Origin of the sequence: Laribacter hongkongensis DSM 14985 (assembly GCF_000423285.1) — a bacterium.
Taxonomy (GTDB): Bacteria; Pseudomonadota; Gammaproteobacteria; order Burkholderiales; family Aquaspirillaceae; genus Laribacter; species Laribacter hongkongensis.
Genome location: NZ_AUHR01000005.1, coordinates 142,741 through 166,403, shown reverse-complemented (window position 1 = coordinate 166,403; position 23,663 = coordinate 142,741). Strand labels below are relative to the sequence as shown.

The 23,663-nt window shown below is 62.9% G+C and carries 21 protein-coding genes, 1 tRNA gene and 2 pseudogenes; 7 read left to right on the top strand and 17 right to left on the bottom strand.

Translation table 11 applies throughout. The annotated features are described in order from the left end of the window. Positions 1-2: 2 nt before the first annotated feature. From G542_RS0106580 to csy1 (G542_RS19470), 9 genes and pseudogenes are all read right to left on the bottom strand, one after another. Positions 3-821 (bottom strand): energy-coupling factor ABC transporter ATP-binding protein, encoded by an 819-nt coding sequence (locus tag G542_RS0106580; RefSeq protein ID WP_012696560.1) that lies wholly within the window; start codon positions 819-821, stop codon positions 3-5. Positions 822-826: 5 nt separating this feature from the next. Next, positions 827-1,636: a cobalt ECF transporter T component CbiQ gene (gene cbiQ / locus G542_RS0106575; protein WP_034985180.1), complete on the bottom strand. Its 810-nt coding sequence runs from the start codon at positions 1,634-1,636 to the stop codon at positions 827-829. A gap of 305 nt (positions 1,637-1,941) precedes the next feature. Further along, a complete protein-coding gene (locus G542_RS18955) occupies positions 1,942-2,406 on the bottom strand; it encodes a hypothetical protein (RefSeq protein ID WP_211218792.1) in 465 nt (154 codons plus the stop codon). A 68-nt stretch (positions 2,407-2,474) separates the two neighbouring features. Then, on the bottom strand, positions 2,475-3,467 hold the full coding sequence (locus G542_RS0106565) for a sulfate ABC transporter substrate-binding protein (protein ID WP_012696557.1): 993 nt from the start codon (positions 3,465-3,467) through the stop codon (positions 2,475-2,477). Between the two features lie 476 nt (positions 3,468-3,943). Beyond that, positions 3,944-4,531: pseudogene (cas6f, locus tag G542_RS16185) on the bottom strand (type I-F CRISPR-associated endoribonuclease Cas6/Csy4). 3 nt (positions 4,532-4,534) lie between these two features. Beyond that, a pseudogene (gene csy3, locus G542_RS16180) lies at positions 4,535-5,557 on the bottom strand (type I-F CRISPR-associated protein Csy3). Continuing rightward, complete coding sequence (csy2, locus tag G542_RS0106550) at positions 5,554-6,564, bottom strand: type I-F CRISPR-associated protein Csy2 (protein ID WP_027823707.1); 1,011 nt, start codon at positions 6,562-6,564, stop codon at positions 5,554-5,556. The pseudogene csy3 and the gene csy2 overlap by 4 nt, the downstream one beginning before the upstream one ends. Continuing rightward, positions 6,551-7,351 (bottom strand): type I-F CRISPR-associated protein Csy1, encoded by an 801-nt coding sequence (gene csy1 / locus G542_RS19475; protein WP_051189955.1) that lies wholly within the window; start codon positions 7,349-7,351, stop codon positions 6,551-6,553. The genes csy2 and csy1 (G542_RS19475) overlap by 14 nt, the downstream gene beginning before the upstream one ends. A 13-nt stretch (positions 7,352-7,364) precedes the next feature. After that, positions 7,365-8,126: a type I-F CRISPR-associated protein Csy1 gene (gene csy1, locus G542_RS19470; protein ID WP_373279777.1), complete on the bottom strand. Its 762-nt coding sequence runs from the start codon at positions 8,124-8,126 to the stop codon at positions 7,365-7,367. On the opposite strand from csy1 (G542_RS19470), the gene G542_RS0106540 reads away from it, so the two are divergent. Further along, entirely contained in the window at positions 8,062-8,355 is a 294-nt protein-coding gene (locus tag G542_RS0106540; protein WP_081433578.1) for an integrase core domain-containing protein, read from the top strand. The genes csy1 (G542_RS19470) and G542_RS0106540 overlap by 65 nt on opposite strands. A 348-nt stretch (positions 8,356-8,703) precedes the next feature. On the opposite strand, the gene G542_RS0106535 is transcribed toward G542_RS0106540, so the two are convergent. Together G542_RS0106535 and G542_RS0106530 are read right to left on the bottom strand one after the other, a co-directional pair. Continuing rightward, positions 8,704-8,779: transfer RNA gene (locus G542_RS0106535), tRNA-Asn, on the bottom strand. A gap of 114 nt (positions 8,780-8,893) precedes the next feature. Beyond that, entirely contained in the window at positions 8,894-12,100 is a 3,207-nt protein-coding gene (locus G542_RS0106530; protein WP_027823705.1) for an Rne/Rng family ribonuclease, read from the bottom strand. A 549-nt stretch (positions 12,101-12,649) separates the two neighbouring features. Between G542_RS0106530 and G542_RS0106525 the strand changes: the two genes are divergently transcribed. The 4 genes from G542_RS0106525 to G542_RS0106510 all read left to right on the top strand — a co-directional run bounded on the left by G542_RS0106525 (position 12,650) and on the right by G542_RS0106510 (position 16,469). Next, a complete protein-coding gene (locus G542_RS0106525) occupies positions 12,650-13,588 on the top strand; it encodes an RluA family pseudouridine synthase (protein ID WP_012696550.1) in 939 nt (312 codons plus the stop codon). Continuing rightward, entirely contained in the window at positions 13,585-14,247 is a 663-nt protein-coding gene (locus G542_RS0106520; protein ID WP_027823704.1) for an HAD-IA family hydrolase, read from the top strand. The genes G542_RS0106525 and G542_RS0106520 overlap by 4 nt, the downstream gene beginning before the upstream one ends. A 47-nt stretch (positions 14,248-14,294) precedes the next feature. After that, on the top strand, positions 14,295-15,233 hold the full coding sequence (locus G542_RS0106515) for a S49 family peptidase (protein WP_027823703.1): 939 nt from the start codon (positions 14,295-14,297) through the stop codon (positions 15,231-15,233). Positions 15,234-15,308: 75 nt separating this feature from the next. Further along, positions 15,309-16,469 (top strand): aminotransferase-like domain-containing protein, encoded by a 1,161-nt coding sequence (locus G542_RS0106510; RefSeq protein ID WP_027823702.1) that lies wholly within the window; start codon positions 15,309-15,311, stop codon positions 16,467-16,469. A 264-nt stretch (positions 16,470-16,733) separates the two neighbouring features. On the opposite strand, the gene G542_RS0106505 is transcribed toward G542_RS0106510, so the two are convergent. Genes G542_RS0106505 through G542_RS0106480 form a run of 6 tightly spaced genes read right to left on the bottom strand, consistent with a single transcriptional unit; the run spans position 16,734 to position 20,495 of the window. Further along, entirely contained in the window at positions 16,734-17,495 is a 762-nt protein-coding gene (locus tag G542_RS0106505) for an MlaA family lipoprotein (RefSeq protein ID WP_012696546.1), read from the bottom strand. Then, positions 17,464-17,733 (bottom strand): STAS domain-containing protein, encoded by a 270-nt coding sequence (locus G542_RS0106500; RefSeq protein WP_012696545.1) that lies wholly within the window; start codon positions 17,731-17,733, stop codon positions 17,464-17,466. The genes G542_RS0106505 and G542_RS0106500 overlap by 32 nt, the downstream gene beginning before the upstream one ends. Before the next feature lies 1 nt (position 17,734). After that, a complete protein-coding gene (locus G542_RS0106495; RefSeq protein WP_228369931.1) occupies positions 17,735-18,364 on the bottom strand; it encodes an MlaC/ttg2D family ABC transporter substrate-binding protein in 630 nt (209 codons plus the stop codon). Positions 18,365-18,387: 23 nt separating this feature from the next. Continuing rightward, positions 18,388-18,870, bottom strand: coding sequence for an outer membrane lipid asymmetry maintenance protein MlaD (mlaD, locus tag G542_RS0106490; protein ID WP_012696543.1), 483 nt, complete (start codon positions 18,868-18,870; stop codon positions 18,388-18,390). Between the two features lie 25 nt (positions 18,871-18,895). Further along, the gene (gene mlaE, locus G542_RS0106485) at positions 18,896-19,681 is read right to left on the bottom strand and encodes a lipid asymmetry maintenance ABC transporter permease subunit MlaE (RefSeq protein ID WP_012696542.1); all 786 of its coding nucleotides are present in this window, start codon (positions 19,679-19,681) and stop codon (positions 18,896-18,898) included. Continuing rightward, positions 19,674-20,495, bottom strand: coding sequence for an ABC transporter ATP-binding protein (locus G542_RS0106480; protein WP_190273272.1), 822 nt, complete (start codon positions 20,493-20,495; stop codon positions 19,674-19,676). The genes mlaE and G542_RS0106480 overlap by 8 nt, the downstream gene beginning before the upstream one ends. Positions 20,496-20,704: 209 nt before the next feature. On the opposite strand from G542_RS0106480, the gene G542_RS16170 reads away from it, so the two are divergent. Both G542_RS16170 and G542_RS16165 read left to right on the top strand, forming a co-directional pair. Next, a complete protein-coding gene (locus G542_RS16170) occupies positions 20,705-21,556 on the top strand; it encodes an ExeA family protein (RefSeq protein WP_211218790.1) in 852 nt (283 codons plus the stop codon). A gap of 3 nt (positions 21,557-21,559) precedes the next feature. Continuing rightward, positions 21,560-23,410 (top strand): pilus (MSHA type) biogenesis protein MshL, encoded by a 1,851-nt coding sequence (locus tag G542_RS16165; RefSeq protein ID WP_051189950.1) that lies wholly within the window; start codon positions 21,560-21,562, stop codon positions 23,408-23,410. Positions 23,411-23,663 lie beyond the last annotated feature (253 nt).

Below are 23,663 nucleotides of genomic sequence, written 5' to 3'. Positions count from 1 at the left end.
AGTCAGTCAGGGCCCAATGACGGCCGCGCCACACCCGGCGGACCATCGACAGCCGACGGCGTCGCGGGCAAATCATAGGCATAGCAGCCCCGTGGCTGAAGCGACAGGGGTTTTTCCAGCGAAGCCCGTGCCAGCAGCGCAGCATCGGCAAAAACCTCCAGCGGATGTGCGTCAGCCAGTATCCGGCCTTCGTGCAGCACGATCACCCGGGTACAGACGTCCAGCACCAGGTCGAGGTCATGCGTGGCAATGATCTTGGTGTGCTCGAACGTTTGCAGCAGGTGGATCAGCCGCCGGCGCGCGCCCGGGTCCAGCGCATCGGAAGGTTCGTCCAGAATCAGCACGTCCGGGTGCATGGCCAGCACGCCGGCAATCGCCACTGCCCGTTTCTGCCCGCCGGACAGCTGCCATGGCGGCCGGTCAACCAGGTGGGCGGCCCCCACGGTTTCCAGTGCCTGCATGGTGACAGTCCGCACATCCTCGGCCGACAGGCGCATGTTCAAGGGCCCGAAGGCCACATCATCAAACACCGTGGGCATGAAAAGCTGGTCGTCAGGATTCTGGAACACCAGCCCGACATGACGACGCAGCTCGGGCAGGTAGGTCTTGCTGATCCGGGCACTTCCCAGCCGGATTTCACCTTGCGACGCAAACAGGAACCCTGTCAGCAGCAGCAGCAGGGTGGACTTGCCGGCTCCGTTGGCCCCGATGACCGCCACGGACTCTCCGGGCCGGATCGTGAAATCCACCCCGTCCAGTGCCTGATGGCTGTCCGGATAGCAAAACCCCACCCGGGAAACCGTCACCGTCATATGACTCATGCGTTTCATGCTCCAGACAACAGATGCCCCAGAACCACGGGCAAATCAATCATGCGGCACAGCACGGCAAAACCGGTCCAGCCAACGACAAACAGCGTGTCGCTCAGCCGCCAGCGCCATTGCTGCACGAAATGCAGTTCGCCGTCGTAACCACGGGCCTGCATGGCGGCATGGACCCGCATGGCCCGTGCAATCGACCGCGACATCACCCCTGACAACAGCAAACCGTAAAACCGCGGCGGCAGCGCATGCCGGCCATTGACTGCCCGCATCTGGTAGGCCCGGATGCTGCGCAGCAACTCCTCGCCGATCACGAACACATAGCGGTAGAGGAACAGGAGCTGGTTGGCAAACACGCGCGGCACGCCCATCTGCGACAGCGCCTTGCTCACGCGGTTCATGCCGGTGGTCGCCACCAGCAGGAATGCTGCGGATACGGCAATCAGGAAACGCAACATGATCGAGGCGAACGTCAGCCAGCCCGCAGCCATGTCGCCCCCCCACGGCATGGCCACCGGTGTCCGGTCCAGCCACGGATTGAGGATGCCGACAAAAAAGGCAAACGGCAGGGCGAACAACAGGCGGGAAGCCAGCCAGCACACGGGAATCTCACCCAGCGACAGCAGGCAGACCGGAAACAGCAAGAGCGGCAGCAAGGCACTGACGGCATGAGGTGGATGCGCAGCCGCACCAATCAGGATTGCAAATACCGCGATCACTTTGGCGCGTGGGTCAATCCGGGTTGCAGCCGTGTCCTGCCCGGCAAAATGGTCCATGCGCCGGATCGACCACAGCGCCGTATCAATCCCGTTCATGCAAAGCAGCCCCTCTCCTGACATCCGGTGGATTGCGACGGGACGATCCTGCCGCCCCACACGGGCGCATCCATCCCGCACCCGCCCGACAACCGGCCCGCCTAGGTCGTTCCCCGCCATGCGGACAAAAATACCGTCACGGGTGCTGGCAGCAATTTTGCGATACCGGACTCGTCCGGCCAGTATTCAATGCTCCCGTCAAACGAAGCCCGTTGTCTTTAGGAAGCTAGTGCACACCACAGGAATTTGCTGCCTTCTGTCGCCCATGGCGGCTGAAAGGTACGCATAGGTAGGTTAACGGCCAGTCAGCCGGTTTCATCGTTTGCCGGCATGCCTTGATCGCCCTCTTCCTGATCGGTCTGCCCGGCAGTGAATACGACAAAGAAAAGGGCCGGTATCGCCTTGAGCTGGTCGATCATGAAGTCCGGCACTGTGCTGCGGGTGAGCTGGCTGATGCAGTGCTGGCCGAAGGTTTGCCACAGAATGACGTTGACCTTGAAATATTCCACGCGCCCGCTGTTCACCAGTACGCGGCAGTATTCCAGGCCATGAAGGCTGGCCCGCCCGGAATGCAGGATGGTTTTGAGGTCCGGGGCGACCAGCAGCTCCACGGTCGTTCCTTTTGTCCGGTCCCGGAGCCGCTTGGTGTCCAGAGCCCTGGCTCCGGAGAGCGTGATCGCATTTCCGCCCCCATGAGGACACGGAAAAAGCCTGACTGGAACGGGATCCAGATGATCAGTTGGACTGTTGTCAGCCGGGCCGGCAGACACGGCATCCCGCCATCAGGCACAGGAAGGCTTTGCCAGACTCCCTGTGCCGATGCAGCAACCGGGCACGATCAGCGCGCCAGGATCTGGTCGAATACGCCACCATCACTGAAATGCTTGTCCTGCACTGCCGGCCAGCCGCCCAGTTCACTGATGGTTACCAGCCTGACTGACGGAAAGCCGGCCGCAGATTCCTGGGCGACAGCCGGATCAGTCGGACGGTAAAAATGCCGGACGGCAATGCGCTGGGCGGCTGGAGTATAGAGATAACGCAGGTAGGCCTCTGCCACCTTGCGCGTGCCATGCCGGTCGGCCACCTTGTCCACCAGCGCCACCGGCGGTTCGGCCTTGATCGACAGGGGCGGAACCACCAGATCGAACTTGTCCGGCCCCAGCTCGTTCCGCGCCATCAGGGCCTCGTTTTCCCATGCCAGCAGTACGTCCCCCATGCCTCGTTGCACGAAAGTCATGGTGGCACCGCGGGCACCGGTATCCAGCACCGGTACATTGGCGTACAGGCGTCGCAGGTACTGCTGGGCACTGGCCTCGGTGGCTCCTGGCTGGCGCTTGGCCCAGGCATAGGCCGCCAGGTAGTTCCAGCGGGCGCCGCCGGATGTTTTCGGATTGGGGGTAATCACCTGCACGCCAGGGCGGACCAGATCGCTCCAGTCATGGATCTGTTTGGGATTGCCCTTGCGAACCAGAAACACGATGGTCGATGTGAATGGCGTGCTGTTGTGCGGCAGACGCTTTTGCCAGCCGGCGGGCAGCTTGCCGGTCAGCCTGGCAATTTCATCGATGTCGCTGGCCAGCGCCAGCGTCACCACGTCGGCTTCCAGCCCGTCGATCACCGAACGGGCCTGCTTGGCCGAGCCACCATGCGACTGCTTGATGGTCAGCGCTTCGCCACCGCGCTGAAGCCAGTCACGACTGAAGTCGCTGTTGATGTCTTTGTAAAGCTCCCGCGTCGGGTCGTACGACACATTGAGCAATGTTGTATCTGCCATGGTGGTGACTGACCAGAGGAGGAGTGCAGCCGTGGCAAACAGGGATCGGGATTTCATCTGGCTCACCTATTAATGTCTGATTAGGGTGATACCATTTTGATGCTCACGATATATTCCAACAAAGAACAAATTACAGAATTTAAATCCCAAAAAAGAATAAAGAATGACTGTCTGAGCTGTGCCCAGCTAACCGCAGCAGTCGCTGACACTCACGGAACAGGCGATGAAAAACGCCGTGAACGCATGGTTCACGGCGTCGGATCCCGGCGCTCCGTTCCGTCCTTACAGCGAACCACCAATGTATTGATCTTGTTGACCACCACGCGAACTTCAAGGTTTCTGAGCTGCCTGTCCGGCAGTGAACTAGAGCCATTCCGACGGTATGGCTTGTCAGCCAAGGCATGGAGCGATTTTATTGCTCAAATCCCTTTTCCCGACCGGATGCGTAAGTTCATGATTTTTAAAGATCAGCATCTACCCATTCAGAAAAGGGTACGGCCCGCATGACAAAACGGGCCGCACCCTTTTGCCGTTTAAAACGCTGGCAGGGTGGCGGTCTGGCTCAGGGCGTAGGCGTTGAATTCGCCACTGGCCGCCTGAGTGGCTGCTTGCTGCGCGATAAAGAGCAAGAAGCGTTGGCCGGCACTCTGGCTCTCCAGCGTCAGGTAAGGCAGATCCAGCCATTTGGCCTTGTCGTCGGGGATCAGCCGCAGCGCTTCGGCTTCGCTGATCCCCTTGCGGCGCATCAGCTGCTCGCGCTCTTTGGCCGGGTTGCTTTTGACCTGCTTACGCCGCACGCAAACAGGGCTGGCCGCAGCCGGTACCGGCAGGATGTGGCCCAGTGTGACGTGGTCGCGCATGCCGGCCAGCCAGTTGACGGCCATCAGACTATCGAGCGCGGCGGCGCTGCCGTGCAGGCGCAGGGTGTCGCCCAGCGTGGGCGGCACGGTTTTGCCCTAGTCTATTTTGGTTGCCAGCGCATAGCCGGGGAAGCTCGCACCGATGTCGCTGCGCTGCTGCGCGGCCAGTACGCGGTGCAGCTTGGCATACAGCGCGCCCAGCAGCAGCGGCAGGGCGAATTCCGGGTCCGGCCTCAGGCGGATCTCCAGATAGTGATCCATGATTCAACCCGCCTCGCCGAAGACGCCGCCACGGATCAGGGTGGCAATGACGAAGTACTGCTGTTCGGCGGCCGGTGCGACATCTTTCAGCACCCAGTTGTCGAGCAGGGTGTAGAAGTCCAGCTTCTGCTTGGGCTGGCGATATGCCTTGCCCTAGGTGGTGACGGAGCCGTAGGGCTCGATGGCGATGGGGCCGTTGGTGGCGGCATCTTCGTACCAGGTGTCGATGGTGCGCAGGGCGTTGCCGATTTTTTGGGAGTGGATGGCGGCGATCTTGCGGTCTTTTTGCGCCACAAAATACAGCGTCTTGCTCTTGTCGCCACGGCCACGGTCGAGAATCAGCTCCTGGCTCGGGAATACCTCCTGCCCGGCACCGCTGCGCACAAAGGCGGTGATTTGCAGCAGCACATGCGCCTTGCCGGCAAGACCGTCTTCGATCAGCGCGCCCAGCTCGGCGATTTTGCCGCCAGTGGCCAGCTCGTTCAGGCTCAGCGCCAGCGCGTCAAAGGTCCAGTCCTGCACGGCCTTGCCGTCTTGCAGTTGCTCGACATGGACTTCCACCTGTTCGGCGCCGATGCGGTTACGCCACAGATAACGGCCGTTGGCGAGATTGGCCGCGTAGCGTTGTGCCAGCTCGCCAAAGCCGTGCGCCTCACGGTAGGCGGCGACGGTAGCCAACAGCTTCGCGCGGTAATCAGCCTTGTTGCAGGCGAATGGCTCGCCCACGCCGGCCAGCACACGCAGGGTGAAGCGCACTTTCAGGGTGTCGGCGTCGTGCGGCAGGGTGGCAACGTCGACGGTTTGCAGGTTGGGGTTTTCAATTGCGGCGTCGAGCTTGGCCGGGTCCTGGTCTTTGGCTTTCAGGCGGTTGGAGATGGTGCCGCGCACGGATTTTGTGCGCACTTCCACATGCGGCCAGGCTTCACTGGCCTTGCGGTCGGCCCAGTTGCCGGCAAAAAACAGCGCGTCGGACGGGTCCAGCTTGCGTTCAAAAGCGAGGACGGAGGCGTTTTCCAGTTTGCTCATGCTGTTACTCCCACAGTGTCGTGTTCGGTTTGGGTGGCGGCTTGGTAGTCATTGCGGCAGCGGTAAACGCCGCTGGCCGAGTCGTGCGTCGGGTACCACAAGAGCTGGCGAACATCGTGCAGGCGATGCGGGCTAAGCCACTGGCCCAGCGAATACAGGCTTTCGACAAAGCGCACCGGCGTGCTGTCGTCGCGGGTGCCGGCTACCGTGCCCGCGGCGTACAGCGGCGAAATCGCGCCGTAACCCACCGGCAGCGGCACAATCCAGCCCTTGCCACTGCCGCGTTGCGCCTGCCAGACGGTGTTGCCTTCGTCGTCTTGCGTCGGGGTGTGGTTCAGGCGCGACTGGTCGAGCCAGGCATCCGGCAGGCTGGCGTCGGGGTTGTCCTGTTGCAGCGTGGCCAGATGGCTGTGCAGCAGATCGTCACGCGCTACCAGCGCATAGCCGGGCATCAGGTAACGGCGCAAGTTGCGGAATTGTGCGGCCCGTTTCTCTGCACCATTGTTGCCATCCGGATCTGCCAGCCGGGTCAGGCGTGGCTTGAGTGCACTGCGGCCGGGCAGCACGCTGCCACCGGCAATGCGCAGGGTTGCCAGCGTGCGGCCAGCCTGTTGCTCCAGTTCGTCCAGCACGTCATCACTGGCGGTTTTGCGTGCCTCGTCCAGTTGCAGGCCGAAAACCAGCGACAGCTGCAAATGAATGCGGCCCTCCTCGACAATGGCGGAGGTTGCGCCGTCCTTGCCCACCGGGTTGCGGCTGAGGTTGAAACGCTGCACATAGTCGCCATTGGTTTGCGCCTGATAACCGTGGCTGATGATGCCGACTGCGACAAAATGCAGGCCGAAATCCGCGCCCAGCTTGCGTTCCAGCGCCGTCATCAGGCCGGTGAAATGCGTCGGGCCGGGGTGGCCCCAGCTGTGCGGGCCGCTGATGGCGTTGGCGTTTTGCACCGACAGTTGCGGGATGTACAGCAGCGCGTCGATATCGGGCAATTCAGGCTGGCTCATGCTGTGCCTCCTCGGTGCTGGCGGTAGGCAACCGACGGTTGTCCAGCTCGCGGCGTTTGCTGTCCAGATCGTGCGCCAGCTCGCGCCGCCAGTAGTCAAACTCGGCCTCGTTCAATGACAACTGGTGTTTGCTAAGGCGCTCCGCCCCCAGACTGCCGTTGAGCCAGCGCGCAAAGCGTTCGGCCAGTTGATCAGGCCAGTCCTGCCACTGGAAAGCCTGGTTGAAGTCTGCGTCGTCTTCGGCGCGGAATGGGTCTAACCAGCATTGCTCATCCAGCAGCAGGCGGCAGTCGCTATCGGCTGTCCAGCCCTTGGGCAAGCCATTGCTGAACGCCGCGCCGAACTGCAACAGCGCGGTGAAAATGTCTTCCAGCCAGGCATCGCGGCGGTTCTTGATGTGCATGTTGTTGGCCTCGGGCTTTTGCTTGCCGAGGTAGTCACGCAGTTCGCGCACCAGGCGGCGCACCTGCGGCAGGCGGCCAAAACGCTCGAACAGGCTATCCACGCCATGCAGCGGGCGAGTGGCGCTGCTGTCCCACTGCGGTGGCAAGGAGGCAAGCAGGTAGTTGCTGCCCTTGCGCTCGCTATTGAGCTGGGAGATGTTCTGCGGCTTGGTGCCGCCTTTTTTCTCCTCGGCCAGCAAGGGGTAGTCGTAATAGCCATGCGGATGCGCCACGCCATCGCGCCGCGCCTGCCGCGCGGCCTTGGCTTCTTCGCCAAAACGGTGCGTCTGGATCCGGCCGAACAGCCAGTGCGACAAGGCACTGGAATTCAGTGCCGACAGCAAGTGGAAATGGCTGTCATCCAGCGCATCGGGGCGGAAAATCGTCTGGCGACACCGGCCAGTAGACCTGCTTGGCCAGACTGTGGCTGGCAGGGCCGCCGGCCGGCTCGGTAATACTGCAAAACGCCTCGCGCCAGACCTCGGCCTGCGTAGCATCGTCACTCAGGGCCGCCAGCACGTCGGCATCGCCAGCCTGCAACAGTGCCAACAGGCTTTGCCCCTCGTGTTCCAGCTTGAGGAATTTGTAGACATCCAGTGCCGCCGCATTGCCCACCACATCGCTTGCAATATCAGTCAGTGCATGGGCGCCGACCTCCTGCCGCACCGGCAGGCTGTCAGGAGCAACAAACAGGCTGCTGCCACGCGCATCGGGGTGGGTGGCTTTCAGTGGATGCGTCACCAGCTGCAATTGCGACACGCGGCGGGCGGCATCTTCCAGCCAGGCAGCAGGCTGGTACTGGGGCGCCATCTCCAGCTGGCGCTGGCAGATGGCCTGCCACAGCGATTGCAGCTTTGGCAGAGTCATCGGCACGGTCTGGCGATCTGCCGTCACCTGCTGCTTAGTTGGCACTGCGCCGGCCAACAATACGTCGCGGATATCCTGCAGAGTGGTCAGCCAACGCTGGCCGGCGTGTTCGATGCCGGCGGCGCGTTCGGATTTTTCCCATGCTGGCAGCGATGACAGAGCACGGTCGCGCGGGGCGTCGAGAGAAATGGGAGGCGGATCGGTGAGGATGGGACAGGCTTGCTCGTCTGGGCACACCTTCGTAGCGTTCAACTCTTTGCTCATTGAGCCTGGCAAGCCCGATCAGAGCTTGCATCGAATCGTGCAACGGGCGCTTCCGGGATGGGGCCTGAACGAGTACTGGCTCATCAGTCTGCGCCATGCTCAGATCGTAATCGCCGCCTGGCGGAGGGAATACAACAGCGAAAGGCCCAAGAAAGCCCTCGGTGACATGATACCGGAAGCCTTCCAGCCAGGCTGGCCGGAACCCGTCCAAGCGTAACGAATGACATTATGAGCGCCCGGCCCGGCCGATAGTTCATGAGTCTGAATGTGTGACAAAGGCAGCGCAAAACCTTGGGTCTGGCCAGCTCCTGCGCTATGCCAAATGTCCCGCAAAAAAGGGACAAAAACCGCGCTACGTTACATTGGAGCAGATGCCCCGAACCTGCCAGCGGTTTCCACGCTTTCTGATACTCGCCATATGAACTCCAATCCAGTATTGAAGTCACGTGTAGCGATCAGTTTTAAACAGCCTGCCGGCCGACGAAGGTCATACGCGGCTGGGCCCAACATTGGGCCAAAACGCAAAAAAGACCTAGCCGTAAAACGGCTAGGTCCTTGAATTTTCTGGCTCCCCGACCTGGGCTCGAACCAGGGACCTACGGATTAACAGTCCGGCGCTCTACCGACTGAGCTATCGGGGAAAACAGGCTGCGGATATTACTGGGCAAGACCGGATGTGTCAACGCTTCGGCAAATCATCCTGACCTGCGTCAAACCTGTTGCCCTCCCGGGGCAGGGCAACAGGTTTCATCCGCTTACGGATGCTGGCGCGTTTCCACCTGGGCAAGACCCGCAGCCTCACTCCGGGATACTCCGGAGCCGGCAGTCTGGGCCAGCATGTCCCGGCGGCGGCGCACTTGCGGTACGGCTCCGACAGCCGGAGAGGACTCGACCGCAGCGGATTCATTCTGGGTTTCCACCCGGACCAGCGACGGAACCGGAGCCTGCCCGGTGACCTGCTGGCGCAGCATGTCGCGGCGACGCAGGCCATTGGCAGCAGCATTGTCCACAGCCGGAACATCAGTCTCGACAGCCTGCTGGGTACGCACCTGAACCAGCCCTGCCGAAGCAGCGTCGTACACAACCGCAGGAGCCACGACTTCCGTCGCGGCCTCAGCCGCCTGCACAACCAGAGTACTGGCACTGACGATTGCCGGTTCGGCGATATCCGCAGCAGGCCGGGCCTTCTCGGCAGACACCACACTGGCAGGTTCCACCGGCTCGACAACCGGAACGACTGCCTCCTCGGCCGGCTGGCAGCTCTCGGCCACCGGGCTTTCGCCACGAACCGGTTCAGGACTGGTCACCACAGCCTGCGCCGGCTCGGCAACTGCTGCTTCAGCAGTCCGGACAACCGGCTCGGCAACCGGAGCATCCTGGAGCTGCACGGTATTGGCTGCTGTTTCTGCGGCATCCATCCCGGCAACAACCGGTTGCAGTCCGGCAACAGCCTCGACGGCCCTTTCCGGTTCCGCGGCAACCGGCACTACCGGCGCAACTTCCACGGCGACCGGCAACATGCCTGCCTCGGGTGCTGCGGCCTCTGCATCGCTGCTGTCCACGGCAACTCCGGCTGCCTCCGGACGACGTTCACCACCACGGCGACCGCGACGGCGGCGCTGGCTGCGCTCGCGTCCGTTTTCTGCCGTAGCGGCCGGATCACTGCGCTCCTCGTCGGCTGGCGGCAGATCACCCATGGTGACCGGCTTGCCGTCCGTACCGTTGTCCAGTTCCTTGTTCAGCACGTCCTGCTCGGCATGCGGCTCACGGCGGCGCTCACGGCGACGTTCGCGCGGAGCCGGTGCGGCAGCATTGTCAGCCACCACGACCGGCGTGGCCGGAACAGCCGTTACATCCGTTGCAGCTTCGGCCGCCGGCATGCGCTGGTTGCGGTTTTCGTCACGCGGGCGACGTTCACGGCGCTCGCTGCTGCGTTCACTCCGCTCCGGCTGACGGTTGTCGCGGTTTTCCTGGCGCTCGGTACGCTCGCCGTTCCGGTCGGCATTGCGCTCGGAGCGTTCATCGCGACGGTCACGACGGCCGTTGCCGTTGCCATTTTCGGTTTCGCCATCCTGCTGGCGGCGACGCTGTTCTTCGTGCTTGGCACGCGACTGCTTGCGGTCACGCTTCTGGTTGGCGTCACCGGCTGCTGCCGGTGCAGCAGCCCGGTTGCCACCACGCGAACCGGAAGCCGGTTTGCGCGCTTCACGGCTGCCTTGCACGGCAGGTGCCGGCGCTTCGGCCTGCGGCTGGCTGTCGCCACGCAACCAGCCCAGCACGCGGGTCAGCAGGCCCGGACGGGCAGCTGCCGGTGCGGTGGCCGGCCGGGTTTCGCGGGCTTCCGGCGCCGGCTGCTGCGGGGTGATGCCCTGCACGGCCGCCTGCGGACGTTCCGGCTTGCTGCGGTCCTGCAGGTAGGTGTCGACCGCGTCGCCTTCCGGTTCCTTGACCAGGGTGTAGCTCGGTGCGAAGAACTCTTCGGCCTGCTCCAGCAGCTCGTCACGCCGCACGCGCACGATCTTGTAGTGCGGGGTTTCGAGGTGGATGTTGGGGATCAGCACGATGCCGACCTTGAGCCGGGCCTCGATGCCGAAGAGGTCGGCGCGTTTTTCGTTGAGCAGGAAGGTGGCGACATCGACCGGTACCTGAGCATGCACGGCGCCGGTGTTTTCCTTCATGGCCTCTTCGGTCAGGATGCGCAGGATGTTCAGGGCCGACGACTCGGTACCGCGGATGAAGCCGGTGCCGCTGCAACGCGGGCACGGAATGTGGCTGGTTTCGCCAAGGCTCGGTTGCAGGCGCTGGCGCGACAGTTCCAGCAGGCCGAAGCGCGACAGCTTGCCCATCTGCACGCGGGCACGGTCGGCCTTGAGTGCATCCTTGAGGCGCTGTTCGACTTCACGCTGGTTCTTGGGGTTTTCCATGTCAATGAAATCGATCACCACCAGGCCGCCCAGGTCACGCAGGCGCAGCTGGCGGGCGATTTCATCGGCCGCCTCCAGGTTGGTATTGCAGGCGGTGGTTTCGATGTCGGCACCCTTGGTGGCGCGTGCCGAGTTCACGTCGATCGAAACCAGCGCTTCGGTGTGGTCGATCACGATGGCACCGCCCGACGGCAGGGCAACCTGGCGCGAGAAGGCGGTTTCGATCTGGTGTTCGATCTGGAAGCGCGAGAACAGCGGGACGTCGTCCTTGTAGAGCTTGATGCGGTTGACGTTGCCCGGCATCACGTGGCTCATGAACTGGCGTGCCTGGTCCCAGATTTCCTCGGTATCGACGAGGATTTCACCGATTTCCGGCTGGAAATAGTCACGGATGGCGCGGATGACCAGACTGCCTTCCTGGAAAATCAGGAACGGCGCGGTCTGGGCGCTGGCAGCGGATTCGACTGCCGTCCACAGCTGCATCAGGTAGTTGAGGTCCCACTGCAGCTCTTCCAGCGAACGGCCGATACCCGCGGTACGGGCAATCAGGCTCATGCCTTGCGGGGTTTGCAACTGGCTCATCAGCTCGCGCAACTCGTTGCGCTCTTCGCCTTCGATGCGACGCGACACGCCACCACCACGCGGGTTGTTGGGCATCAGCACTAGATAACGGCCGGCGAGGCTGACGTAGGTGGTCAGGGCTGCACCCTTGTTCCCGCGCTCGTCCTTTTCAACCTGGACGATGAGCTCCTGCCCCTCGGACAGCACGTCCTGGATACGCGGGCGACCGCCTTCGTGGTTCTTGAAGTAGGTACGCGAAACTTCCTTGAACGGCAGAAAGCCGTGGCGGTCGGTTCCGTAGTCGACGAAACAGGCTTCCAGCGATGGCTCGATCCGGGTGATGACACCCTTGTAGATGTTGCCCTTGCGCTGCTCCTTGCCAACGGTTTCGATGTCCAGATCGACGAGCTTCTGCCCGTCGACGATGGCTACGCGCAGCTCTTCGGCCTGCGTAGCGTTAAACAGCATACGTTTCATGTAACGTTCCCGGTACGCACGTCGCACGGGATGAAGGCAGCCAGTATTTGACCATTGTCCGGGCCGCCAAAGCGGGCCGTCCGGACAACGTTGACCGAAGATGCGCCACAGATCGGATAAAGAACGGGAACGGTTCGGTTAGCCGGCGTCTTATTTCATCACAGCCCGGCCCGCCCGGCATGGCAGGAGCCGGTGGCAATCAGACCGCCCAGACTGGCAACGACAGGCGGAACCGACGCCGAGGGGGCTGTGTCGGGTCAAACTTTGCTGCATGGCTTCCTGACTGGCTAGGCATCAGGAAGCAGGAACTTGCTTGGGTGCGTCGTGCGCGTAAATGCATTAACATCGCTACTTTTCGGTGAGCGAAACAACCGCCGCCGCCTGCCTTGATTTTGCACCGCGTCAGGTCGACACCCTGAGTGCCGCCGGTAGTGCCGCTGCGACCGGCAGGAGACGAAATCATCATTTCAACCTGGTTCGCAGCGCAGTGGTTTGCGTCTTCCGTTGCCGCAGCACCAGAGTCGCAAAGCGACCGGAAGTATAAGCAATATGACACCCCCGAGCAAAGATTCCGTCACCTTCCACACCATCACCGACGACGAGGCCGGACAGCGCCTTGACAACTGGCTGATCAAAATCCTCAAGGGTGTACCCAAAAGCCACGTTTACCGCATCGTGCGCGGCGGAGAAGTCCGGATCAACAAGGGACGCTGCCAGGTCGACCAGCGGGTGGAAACCGGCGACGTCGTACGCATCCCGCCCATCCGCATTGCCGAACGCCCGGCTGCCACGCGCCCGGTACCGGCCGCGGCCTTTCCGGTCGTCTTCGAAGATGATGCCCTGCTGGTGATCGACAAACCTTGCGGCGTTGCCGTCCACGGTGGCTCCGGCGTCAGCTTCGGCGTGATCGAGCAGCTGCGCGCTGCCCGTCCGCAGGCAAAATTCCTGGAGCTGGTCCACCGGCTGGACCGCGACACGTCCGGCCTGTTGCTGATCGCCAAAAAGCGCTCGGCACTCGTGGCCCTGCACGACATGATCCGCCGCAACATGCTCGACAAACGCTATCTGGCACTCGGCGTCGGCCGCTGGAATCCGGCCCGCAAGTCGGTCAAGAAGCCGCTGACCAAATACACCCTGCCCGATGGCGAACGCCGGGTCCGGGTAGACGAAGCCGGCGGCCAGGCCTCGCACACCGATTTCCGCATCGTACGCAGCTTTGCCGGCCATACTCTGATCGAAGCCACCTTGCAGACCGGCCGCACGCACCAGATCCGCGTCCACATGCAGTCGGCCGACTGCCCGATTGCCGGCGACGACAAATACGGTGACTACGCAACCAACAAGGATCTGGCCCGGCAGGGACTCAAACGCATGTTCCTGCATGCCTGGCAGCTGCGCCTGCAACACCCGCTGACCGGCCAGCTACTGGAATTCCGCGCCCCGCTGCCGGACGAACTCAACCGTTTCATCGAGACCCTGCCCGAATGACCACTCCCGTTTTCGACCTGCTGGTATTCGACTGGGACGGCACCCTGATGGATTCGACCGCCCATATCGTGCGCTCGATCCAGCGTGCCTGCGCCAGCCTTGACCTGCCCGTGCCCGACCACCGCTCAGCCGCCTACGTGATCGGGCTCGGACTGACCGATGCCATGCGCCACGTCAGCCCGGGCCTGCCGGAAGCGCGTTACGCCGACATGGTCGACGCTTACCGGCGTTTCTTTTTTGATCCGGAAGACGACATGCAGCTGTTTGCCGGCGTGGCTGATGCCCTCTGCCACTACCGGGAACAAGGCTATTTCCTGGCCATCGCGACCGGCAAAAGCCGCCCCGGACTGGACCGGGTGCTGGAACAGACCGGCATTGCCGGACTGTTCGATGCCACCCGTACCGTCAACGAATGCGCCTCCAAGCCGGACCCGCAGATGCTGGACGAACTGACCCGGTATTTCGGCGTCGATGCAGGGCGCACCCTGATGGTCGGCGACACCACCCACGACCTCCTGATGGCGCAAAACGCCCGGGTCCCGGCTGCCGGTCTGGCCCAGGGCGCCCATCCGCATGAAGCCCTGGCTGCCTTGTCGCCGCTCAAGCTGTTCTCCGGCTTTGGTGAGTTTGACGGCTGGCTGCGCCAGCTGCCGCGCTGATTTTCCCTTATCCTGCCCGATCCTTTTTCCCTTGACCCGGACCGCACATGAACGAACCCTGGGAACGCGACGTGATTGAAAAAACCCTGCTGGCAGCCGTGACCGAACAGCGTCGCGCCCGCCGCTGGGCCATCTTTTTCCGCCTGACCTGGCTGGCCGTCATCCTGCTGGTCGCCCTGCCGCTGTTTGCCAGCTGGTTCGGCAACAGCAATGACAGCCTGCCGGCCGGTGGCCGGCCGCACGCCGCCGTGATCGACATCAACGGGGTCATCAACAACGAAAACGACAGTGCCCGCAAAATCAGCGACGGCCTGAAAAACGCCTACAAGGACCCGAATACCCGCGGCATCATCCTGCGTGCCAACAGTCCGGGCGGCAGCCCGGTGCTGTCAGGCATGGCCTACGACGAAATCCGCCGGCAAAAAACCCTGCACCCGGACATCCCGGTACTGGTGGCCGTCGAGGAAGTATGTGCCAGCGGCTGTTATTACATTGCCAGCGCTGCCGACAAGATCTTTGCCAACCAGGCCAGCATCGTGGGTTCGATCGGGGTACTGTCCGAAGGATTCGGCTTTACCGGCGCCATGGAAAAACTCGGCATCGAGCGCCGGCTGGCGACCTCGGGCCGGGACAAAGGCATGGGTGACCCCTTCAGCCCGCAGACACCGGCGCAGGTCAGCATGCGCCAGGAGCTGCTTGATACCATCCACGGCCAGTTCATCACTGCGGTCAGGCAAGGGCGCGGCAAACGCCTGCAAACCGGCGAAGACCTGTTTACCGGTCGAGTCTGGCTGGGCAGCCAGGCCGTGCCCCTGGGGCTGATTGACGGGCTGTCGAATGTGGACGCCATTGCCCGCGAACAGCTGGATACCGACAACGTGGTCGACTTTACCCCGAAAGACAGCTTCTCCAGCCGGTTGGGCAAGCGTCTGGGCATGCAGATTGCCGACGGTGTACGCGACGGATTGTCCATGCGCTGGTGGTAGCACTTCGTCATTGACCAATTTATCCGGGGCATCGCAGAATCGACGGCATTCAGTCCAAGCCTACCGAGAATCCGCATGCCCCAGTTTTCCCAACGCGCGAGCCAGCTGACCAGCTCGCTGATCCGCGAAATCCTCGCCGCCACCCAGCAACCCGGGGTGATCTCGTTTGCCGGCGGCCTGCCTGCCACCGACCTGTTGCCGAAGCTCAACTGGTCCAGCGTACCGTTTGACACCGAACAATACGGCATGAGCGAAGGCGAGCCGGCCCTGCGTGAAGCCATCGCCCGCGACGCGCAAAAACTGGGGATCCGTTGCACCAAGGACCAGGTGCTGGTCTTGTCGGGCTCGCAGCAGGCACTGGACCTAGTTTCCAAGCTGTTCATTGATCCGGCCACCCCGGTGGCGATGGAAGCCCCGACCTACCTCGCAGCCCTGCAATCGTTCCGCTTCTTCGGCGCCGACATCCGCGGCCTGCCGACCACGGCCACCGGACTGGATTGCGATGCCCTGCGGGCACTGGCGCGCGAAGTGACACCGGCCTTCACCTACCTGATTCCCACGTTCCAGAATCCGTCCGGCCTGTGCTACAGCCGGGCCGACCGTGAAGAGGTCGCCCGCACGCTGGACGAGCTGAACATTCCGCTGATCGAGGACGAGCCCTATCGCGAGCTGTGCTATGACGAGGTCGACCGCACACCGGTCTGCGCACTGGTCGAGCGTACCTCGTGGGTGTACATGGGCACCTTCTCCAAGACACTGGCGCCAGGGCTGCGCGTGGGCTACCTGATTGCCTCGCCGGACCTGTTTCCGTGGTTTGTCAAACTGAAGCAGGCGGCAGACCTGCACTCCAACCGTCCGGGGCAGTGGCTGATTGCCCAGTGGCTCGGCACCCCGGCATTCGACGCCCACCTGCAGGCCCTGCAAACGGCCTACCGCAGCAAGCGCGATACCATGCAGGCCATCCTGGAGCGCCACTTTACGGATCTGGCGGACTGGCAGAAACCGGCTGGCGGGCTGTTTTTCTGGCTGACGCTGAAGCAGGACTGCGATACCCGGCAGCTGCTGAAGACGGCCATGGCCGCAGAAAAGATTGCCTTCATGCCGGGCGAACCGTTCTACCCGACCGAAGGCAGCGTAACCGGACATCTGCGCTTCAATTTCAGCTTGGCCACGCCGGAGCAAATGGAGGACGGCCTGGGCCGGCTGGCCGGCCTGATCCGCCAACGGATGAACTGATCCGCCTTCAGACAAAAACCCCCGCCAGATCCAGTCTGGCGGGGGTTTTACGTAAAGACGGACGACAAGCTGACCGTCAACCAGTCTCGGGGCACACCAGAATCACCCGGCAGTCGCGGAATACCGGTACTGCATACTCCGCGGCTGCAGACCGGCATCCGCATGCCGGTCTGCAGCCGTTTCCCGGCCGAAGCCGGATTCAACCACCTCTTGCGGCACAAGCGCCCAGGCATAACCGGCAGCAGTCAGGCATGGCCGGCCCTGCTATTGCAGTTGCGGCTCCGGCGAAACCAGTTCGTCGATATCGATGTCTTCTTCACCCGGTGCGTCCTGCGGTACGGATTGACCAAGCTGCCGGGCCCGGTAGGCCAGCCAGGCATCACGGGTAAAGGCGTACTCGTCCAGAGCAGCTTCCCGTGCCGGTTCCAGCGACAACAGGCGGGCCCGCTCGTCCACCTGGTTGACGATGGTGGAATTAAGGTCGGTCCAGGTCGTCGTGAAAATCTCGCGCGACGGCATGCTGAAGTAGTCCACGCCGAGGCCGAGAGTGTCGCGTACCGTTGACGGTGCATAAAGCGGCGGCACGAAATAGGCGCTGTTGTCCCAGCCGTAGTGGGCCAGCGTGTCACCAAAACCGTTCTGGTTCTTTTCCAGCCCCATGGACGACGCTACGTCGATCAGCCCGCCCAGACCGAAAACGGTGTTGACCGATACCCGCATCAGGTCGTTCATCACCGGCACCGGACGCAGCATCAGGATGTTGTTGGCCAGGCTGACCACGTCATACAGGTTGTCAAAGAAATTGCGGATACCGGTCTGCACCGGCTGCGGCGTCACCTTCTGGTAGCCCTCGGCAACCGGCTTGACCACTGCGCGGTCAACCGCATTGTTGAAGGCGTACATCTTGCGGTTATAGGCTTCGTACGGATCACGCGGATCCTGGCCCGTGGCGCATCCGGCCAAGGTTGCCGCAAGCAGGCAGGCGTACAGCGCGCTACGCAGCCGTGATGAAGGCTTGTAGTCCATAGAGATCAATCAGGCTCTCCACTTCCACCGGCAGGTGGAGATGTTGCAAGGAATGTCCGTGCTGCCCGGCTTCCCGGGACAGCTCCAGTGCCAGCGCCAGCGCGGCCGAGTCCACGCGCCGTACGGCGGCCCAGTCAAGCCGGCAATCTGCCGCGCGTACGGCCGGCAACCAGTTGCGCAACAAGCCGCTGACCTCGTCGAACGTGACGGCCGACGGCAGGGCCAGTTCGCTGGTCATGTCAGGATGCCGCGCCATTGCGGGCTGCCAGCTGGGCATTTTTGTCGCGCAGGCTCTGGAGCAAGCCTTCGACACCGGATTGCGACAGGATTTCGGTGAAGTTGCTGCGGTACACCGTGACCAGGCTGGCACCTTCGACGCTGACGTTGTATACCTTCCAGCCGGCAGGTGTCTTGTAAAGGGTGTAATCCACCTGCACCGGCTTGCTGCCGTCGGTACCACCAGCCACCACGCTGGTGCGCACAATGGCTTCGCGTCCTTCGGCAGACAGGACCACGTTATCGGATACATCGATGCGGGCATTCTTGAAGCGCACCATGGTGGCTGCGTAGGTACGCACCAGCAGGGAGCGGAACTGCTCGGTTAGCTGGGCCTGCTGCTCCGGTGAGGCCTGGCGCCAGCCACGACCGATCGCCAGGGCTGTCATGCGGGTAAAGTCGAACTTCGGCACGGCCGCCGCTTCGACCTCGGCACGGATGCGCGCCGTGTTCTTGCCGTTTTCCTTCTTGATGATGTCGAGCACTTCACGCGAAGTCTGCCGCACCATCTGGTCAGCCGTTTCCGCATGAGCCGCCACCGGCAGCAGGCAGACCGTCACAAGCCCCATCAGGGCCAACCACTTTTTCATCATTTTCTTCCCTCTCCTGCGATCAGTCAGGGCTTGCCGGCCGGTTCGCCGGCTCCCTGTTCGGCAAAGCTCGTCATGAACTTGCCGATCAAATCTTCCAGCACCATGGCCGACGACGTGATCTGGATGCGGTCACCGGCCTTGAGCATTTCCGTATCACCGCCGTCCAGCAGGGCCACGTACTGTTCGCCCAGGAGTCCCGACGTATTGATGGAGGCAGCCACATCACGGGCAAACTGGTATTGCGAATCCAGCGCCAGCGCCACCCGGGCACGCATGGTATGGGTATCCAGACGGATGTCGGTCACCCTCCCCACGATCACGCCGGCAGCCTTGACCGGAGCCCGCACCTTGAGCCCGCCGATATTGTCAAAATCCGCTACTACGGTATAGGTAGTACCAGTAGAAGTCGTAGTCAGATTCGCCACCTTGAGGGCCAGGAACAGGATGGCTCCAAAGCCGATGAGGGCGAAAATCCCCACCCACAGATCAATCGTTGCGCGTTTCATGAAGCATCTTCATCCGGTTATCGGTTCAAAACATGAAGGCGGTCAGGACAAAGTCCAGCGCCAGGATAACAAGGGCCGATGTCACCACCGTCCGGGTCGTCGCAGCGGACACGCCGGCTGCGGTGGGCTGGGCATCATAGCCTTCAAACACGGCAATCAGGGTGACGGCAACGCCGAACACGCCGCTCTTGATGATGCCGTTGATCACGTCTTCGTGCAGGCTGACTGCCGCCTGCATCTGCGACCAGTACGCTCCGTGATCCAGTCCGATCATCACCACACCGACAAAATAACCGCCAAAGATGCCCATGACGCTGAACAGGGCAGCCAGCAGCGGCATTGACAGCACGCCGGCCCAGAAGCGTGGCGCCACCACGCGAGCCACCGGATTGACGGCCATGACAGCCATGGCGTCGAGCTGCTCGGTGGCTTTCATGAGGCCGATTTCCGCTGTCATGGCACTGCCGGAACGGCTGGCAAACAGGATGGCCGCCAGTACCGGCCCCAGCTCGCGCAGGAGCGACAGCGCCACCAGCCCGCCCAGCGCATCGGCCGAGCCGAAGCGCATCAGGGTGGTGTAGCCCTGCAAGCCCAGAACCATGCCGACGAAGGTGCCGGACACCACGATGATGATCAGCGACAGTACCCCGGCGAAATAGATTTCGCGGATCGTCAGCTGGAACCGCAGCAGCGCCGTACCGGAATGCCGCACGATGGCAGCCAGGAAGCGCAGGGCAAATCCGAGCCGCCAGACGCCTTCGATGATGCGGTGCCCGATGCCGGCCACCGCCTTGAGGATTCCGTCAAGCATGGCGCCCTCCCAGTCCCAGGTCTGCCGCGTAGTCCGGTGCGGGATAATGCAGGCGCACCGGGCCATCCGCCTCACCATGCACGAACTGGCGCACGAACGGATCGTCCGACTGCCGCACTTCGTCAGGCGTGCCGCCGGCCACCACGCCGCCATCGGCGACAAAATAGACGTAGTCCACCACGTCCAGCGACACGTGCACGTCGTGCGTCACCATGACGGCCGTGGCTCCAAGCGCCGTATTCAGGCGCTTGATCAGATAGGCAATGGTGCCCAGTGCAATCGGGTCCAGCCCGGTGAACGGCTCGTCGTACAGCATCAGGGCCGGATCAAGGGCGATCGCCCGCGCCAGCGCCACCCGGCGGGCCATGCCGCCGGAAAGCTCTGCCGGCATCAGGCCGGCCGTGCCGCGCAATCCCACTGCTTCAAGTTTCATCAGCACCAGATCGCGGATCATCGGCCCGGGCAGGTCCGTGTGCTCGCGCATCGGAAATGCCACGTTGTCAAACACCGATAGGTCGGTAAACAGGGCACCGAACTGGAACAGCATGCCCATCTGCCGCCGCAAACGATAGAGCCCGGCATCGTCGAGTGTCGAGATGTCCACCCCGTTGACGCGCACCGTACCTGCTGTCGGCCTGATCTGGCCGGAAATCAGCTTCAGGAGCGTGGTCTTGCCGCTGCCGGAACCACCCATGATGGCGACCAGCCGGCCTTTGGGCACGGTCAGCGACACGTCCCGGAAGATGGGACGTGCGCCGTAGCCGAAGCTGACACCGGACAATTCAATAAAGTTGCCTTGACTCACATGCAACATCCGTTATTAAGTAGCGTTATTCAAAATGAATAAAACGTGAAAAATATTGAAACAGACATAATCCGGTCAGAGAGAAACATTCACAAAAGCATCATCAGCCTGAACCCTGACCGGCGCTGGCCGGGCACACCTGATCCGTGCCCTTTACGACAAACCGATGATTGTAATTGCCGCTCCGGCATCGCGCCAAATCGGAAGCCGCCCACCCCATGTATCTGCAACATTTCGGTCTAATCCGCTCACCTTTCGGCATGACGCCGCATCCGGATTTTTTCTATGCCGGTGCACAACGCGGCGCGGTTCTGGACGCGGTTTGCCATGCCCAGCGGCAAGGTGACGGCCTGGTCAAGATAACCGGAGAAGTCGGTACCGGCAAAAGCATGCTGCTGCGCATGCTGTCCTGCCGGCTGGCTCCGCAGACCGACCTGATCTATCTGGCCAACCCGAGCCTGAGCCCGCGCGAACTGCTGGCCGCCGTGGCCGCCGAGCTGGGCCTGCCGCCAGGCAAAGTGCCCGACCGCATCCGCCGCCTGCAAGACACCCTGATCGAACGGCAACTGCAAGGCCGGCAGGTCGTGGTCCTGATCGATGAAGCCCATGCCATGCCGCGCGACAGCCTTGAAGAAATCCGCCTGCTGTCCAACCTGGAAACCGCCACCCACAAGCTGTTGCAGATCATCCTGTTCGGCCAGCCCGAACTCGACGCCATGCTCGCCCGGCAGGACCTGCGCCAGCTGCGCGAGCGCATCCAGCACAGCTTTGCCCTGCATCCGCTCACGCCGGCCGAATGCGCCGACTATCTCGCCTTCCGCCTGCAACGGGCCGGCAGCCAGGGTGAGCGCCTCTTTGATGCCGGTGCCCTGCGGCTCGTGTGCCAGGCTTCTCGCGGACTTGTCCGGCGCCTGAACCTGCTGGCAGACAAAAGCCTCCTGGCCGCCTTCGCCGGCAACAGCCGGCGCGTCAGCCGCCGCCACGTTCTGCAAGCCCTTGCCGATGCCCCTTTCGTGACTCCGCGCGGCTGGCTGGCCCGGCTGGCGGGATACCCTTACCGGATTGCCTGAGCCATGCATCACTCCCGTCTGCTGCCGTTTTCCCCGCTCCTGCTGGTCCTGCTGACCGGTTGCCAGACTCCGCCGCGCGTCATGCCCTCCCCCCAGCATCTGGGGCAGTCCGACAGTCCGCCGGCCGGCAGCATCCCGGCTCCGGTGCCATTGCCGGTGCCTGACCAGGCCACTGTGGCAGCACCGGTCTACAGCATCATCATCAGCCGGTCGGCACCGGTCCGTGAGCTGCTCGCCTCCATCGCCAAGGATGCGCGCATCAATCTCGACATCCATCCGCAGATCAGCGGCCTCGTCACGCTCAACGCCATCCGGCAGACCCTGCCGCAGATTCTCGACCGGCTGGCCCGCCAGGTGTCACTGCGCTGGAAACTGGAGCACGGCACCCTGATCGTTGAACCGGACGAGCCCTACCTGCAGGAATACACCCTCGACTACGTCAACATCAGCCGCGTCACCAAGACCGAAATCGACGTCAACTCCGGTCTTGCCAGCGTCGGTGGCAACAATGCCGCCGCCAGCAACGGTTCGTCCTCCAGGATCACCACCGAATCCAGCAACGGTTTCTGGACCACGCTGCAGAAAAACATCGAGGAAATGCTGCGCGACAAGGAAAAGATCGTGGTCACCACCCAGAACGGCCTGCCGGCCATGCCCCGACCGGCCGGGAGCAAACCGGCGGCCGGTAGCAGCGGAAGCATGCTGGACCTGATGGCCGGGCTCAACCCGGTCTGGCAAGGGGGAGCCGCAACTCCGGCCATTCCCGTACCGGCCTCGACCCAGCGGACCGAAACCGATCCGGTCCGCAACGTCATGGTCAACCCGGAAACCGGCGTGCTGGTCGTGCGCGGCACCCAGCGCCAGCAAAAGCAGGTGCAGTCCTATCTGGCACAGGTCCGCCATGCCAGCCTGCGCCAGGTCATGATCGAAGCCACCATCGCCGAAGTCGAACTGACGCGTGACTATCAGGCCGGTGTCGACTGGAGCCGCATCGGAGACGGCAAGAACTGGCAGTTCGCCAGCAATTTTTCCGGCAACGGCCTCTCACAGAATGCCGGCAACCCGGCACAGTATTTCGGCACGGTCGGCCAGGTCCTTCAGGGGTCCACCACACCGGCCTTTACCGGCCTTTACCGCAGCGGCAGCCTCTCGGCCGCCATCCGCCTGCTGGAAGGCTTTGGCCGTACCCGTGTCCTGTCGAGCCCCAAGCTGATGGCACTCAACAACCAGTCCGCCATCCTGAAAGTGGTCGACAACGTTCCCTACTTCACCCTCAAGATCAAGTACGAACCGGGTACCACCACCAACCCGCCGACCACCACCTACGAAAGCGAGCTGCACAGCGTCCCGGTCGGCATCGTGATGAACATCACGCCACAAATCGCCCCGGACGGCCGGGTTTCGCTCAACGTGCGCCCGACCATCACCAACATCACCGGCTTCCAGCGGGACCCGGCCGTACAGCTGGTACTGGCCGACAAGGGCGCCAGCGATCCCGGCCTGGGCCTGGTGCCGCAATTACAGGTACGCGAGCTGGAATCCACCCTGCGCCTGCAAAGCGGCGAGATCGGCGTGCTGGGCGGGCTGATCCAGGACAAGATCGACAAGGACAGCAACGGCATCCCCCTCCTGTCCCAGCTGCCGGTCGTGGGCGCCCTGTTCGGCCTGCGCAAGGAAAGCGCACGCAAGACCGAACTGGTGGTTTTCCTCAAGCCGACACTGGTCAGCCAGCCTTCGCTCACGACAGACCTGTCAGCCCTGCGCAATGCCTTGCCCGACAGCCGCTTTCTTGATGGCCGGCAGGATTTCCGCCAGATAGGCGGTGTCCTGTCCTACGAGGGGAACTACCAGTGAGTGTCCTGCTCGAAGCCCTCAAACGTGCCGAAACCGCCCGGCAGTCCGGTCTGGTCCAGGAGACCATTCCCCGACCTGCTCCGGTACCAGCAGCCACTCCGTCACCCGCCCGTTCCCTGACGCTGGCAGACACGACAGAGGCTGCAACAGCACGCACGCAGACAGCCGTGCCCCCGGCACCTGGCCCGGCCAGAACGCCGGGTCTGTCGTCCCTGTCCCTCGCCCCGGCGGACGCTCCCCTGCCCGCGACAGA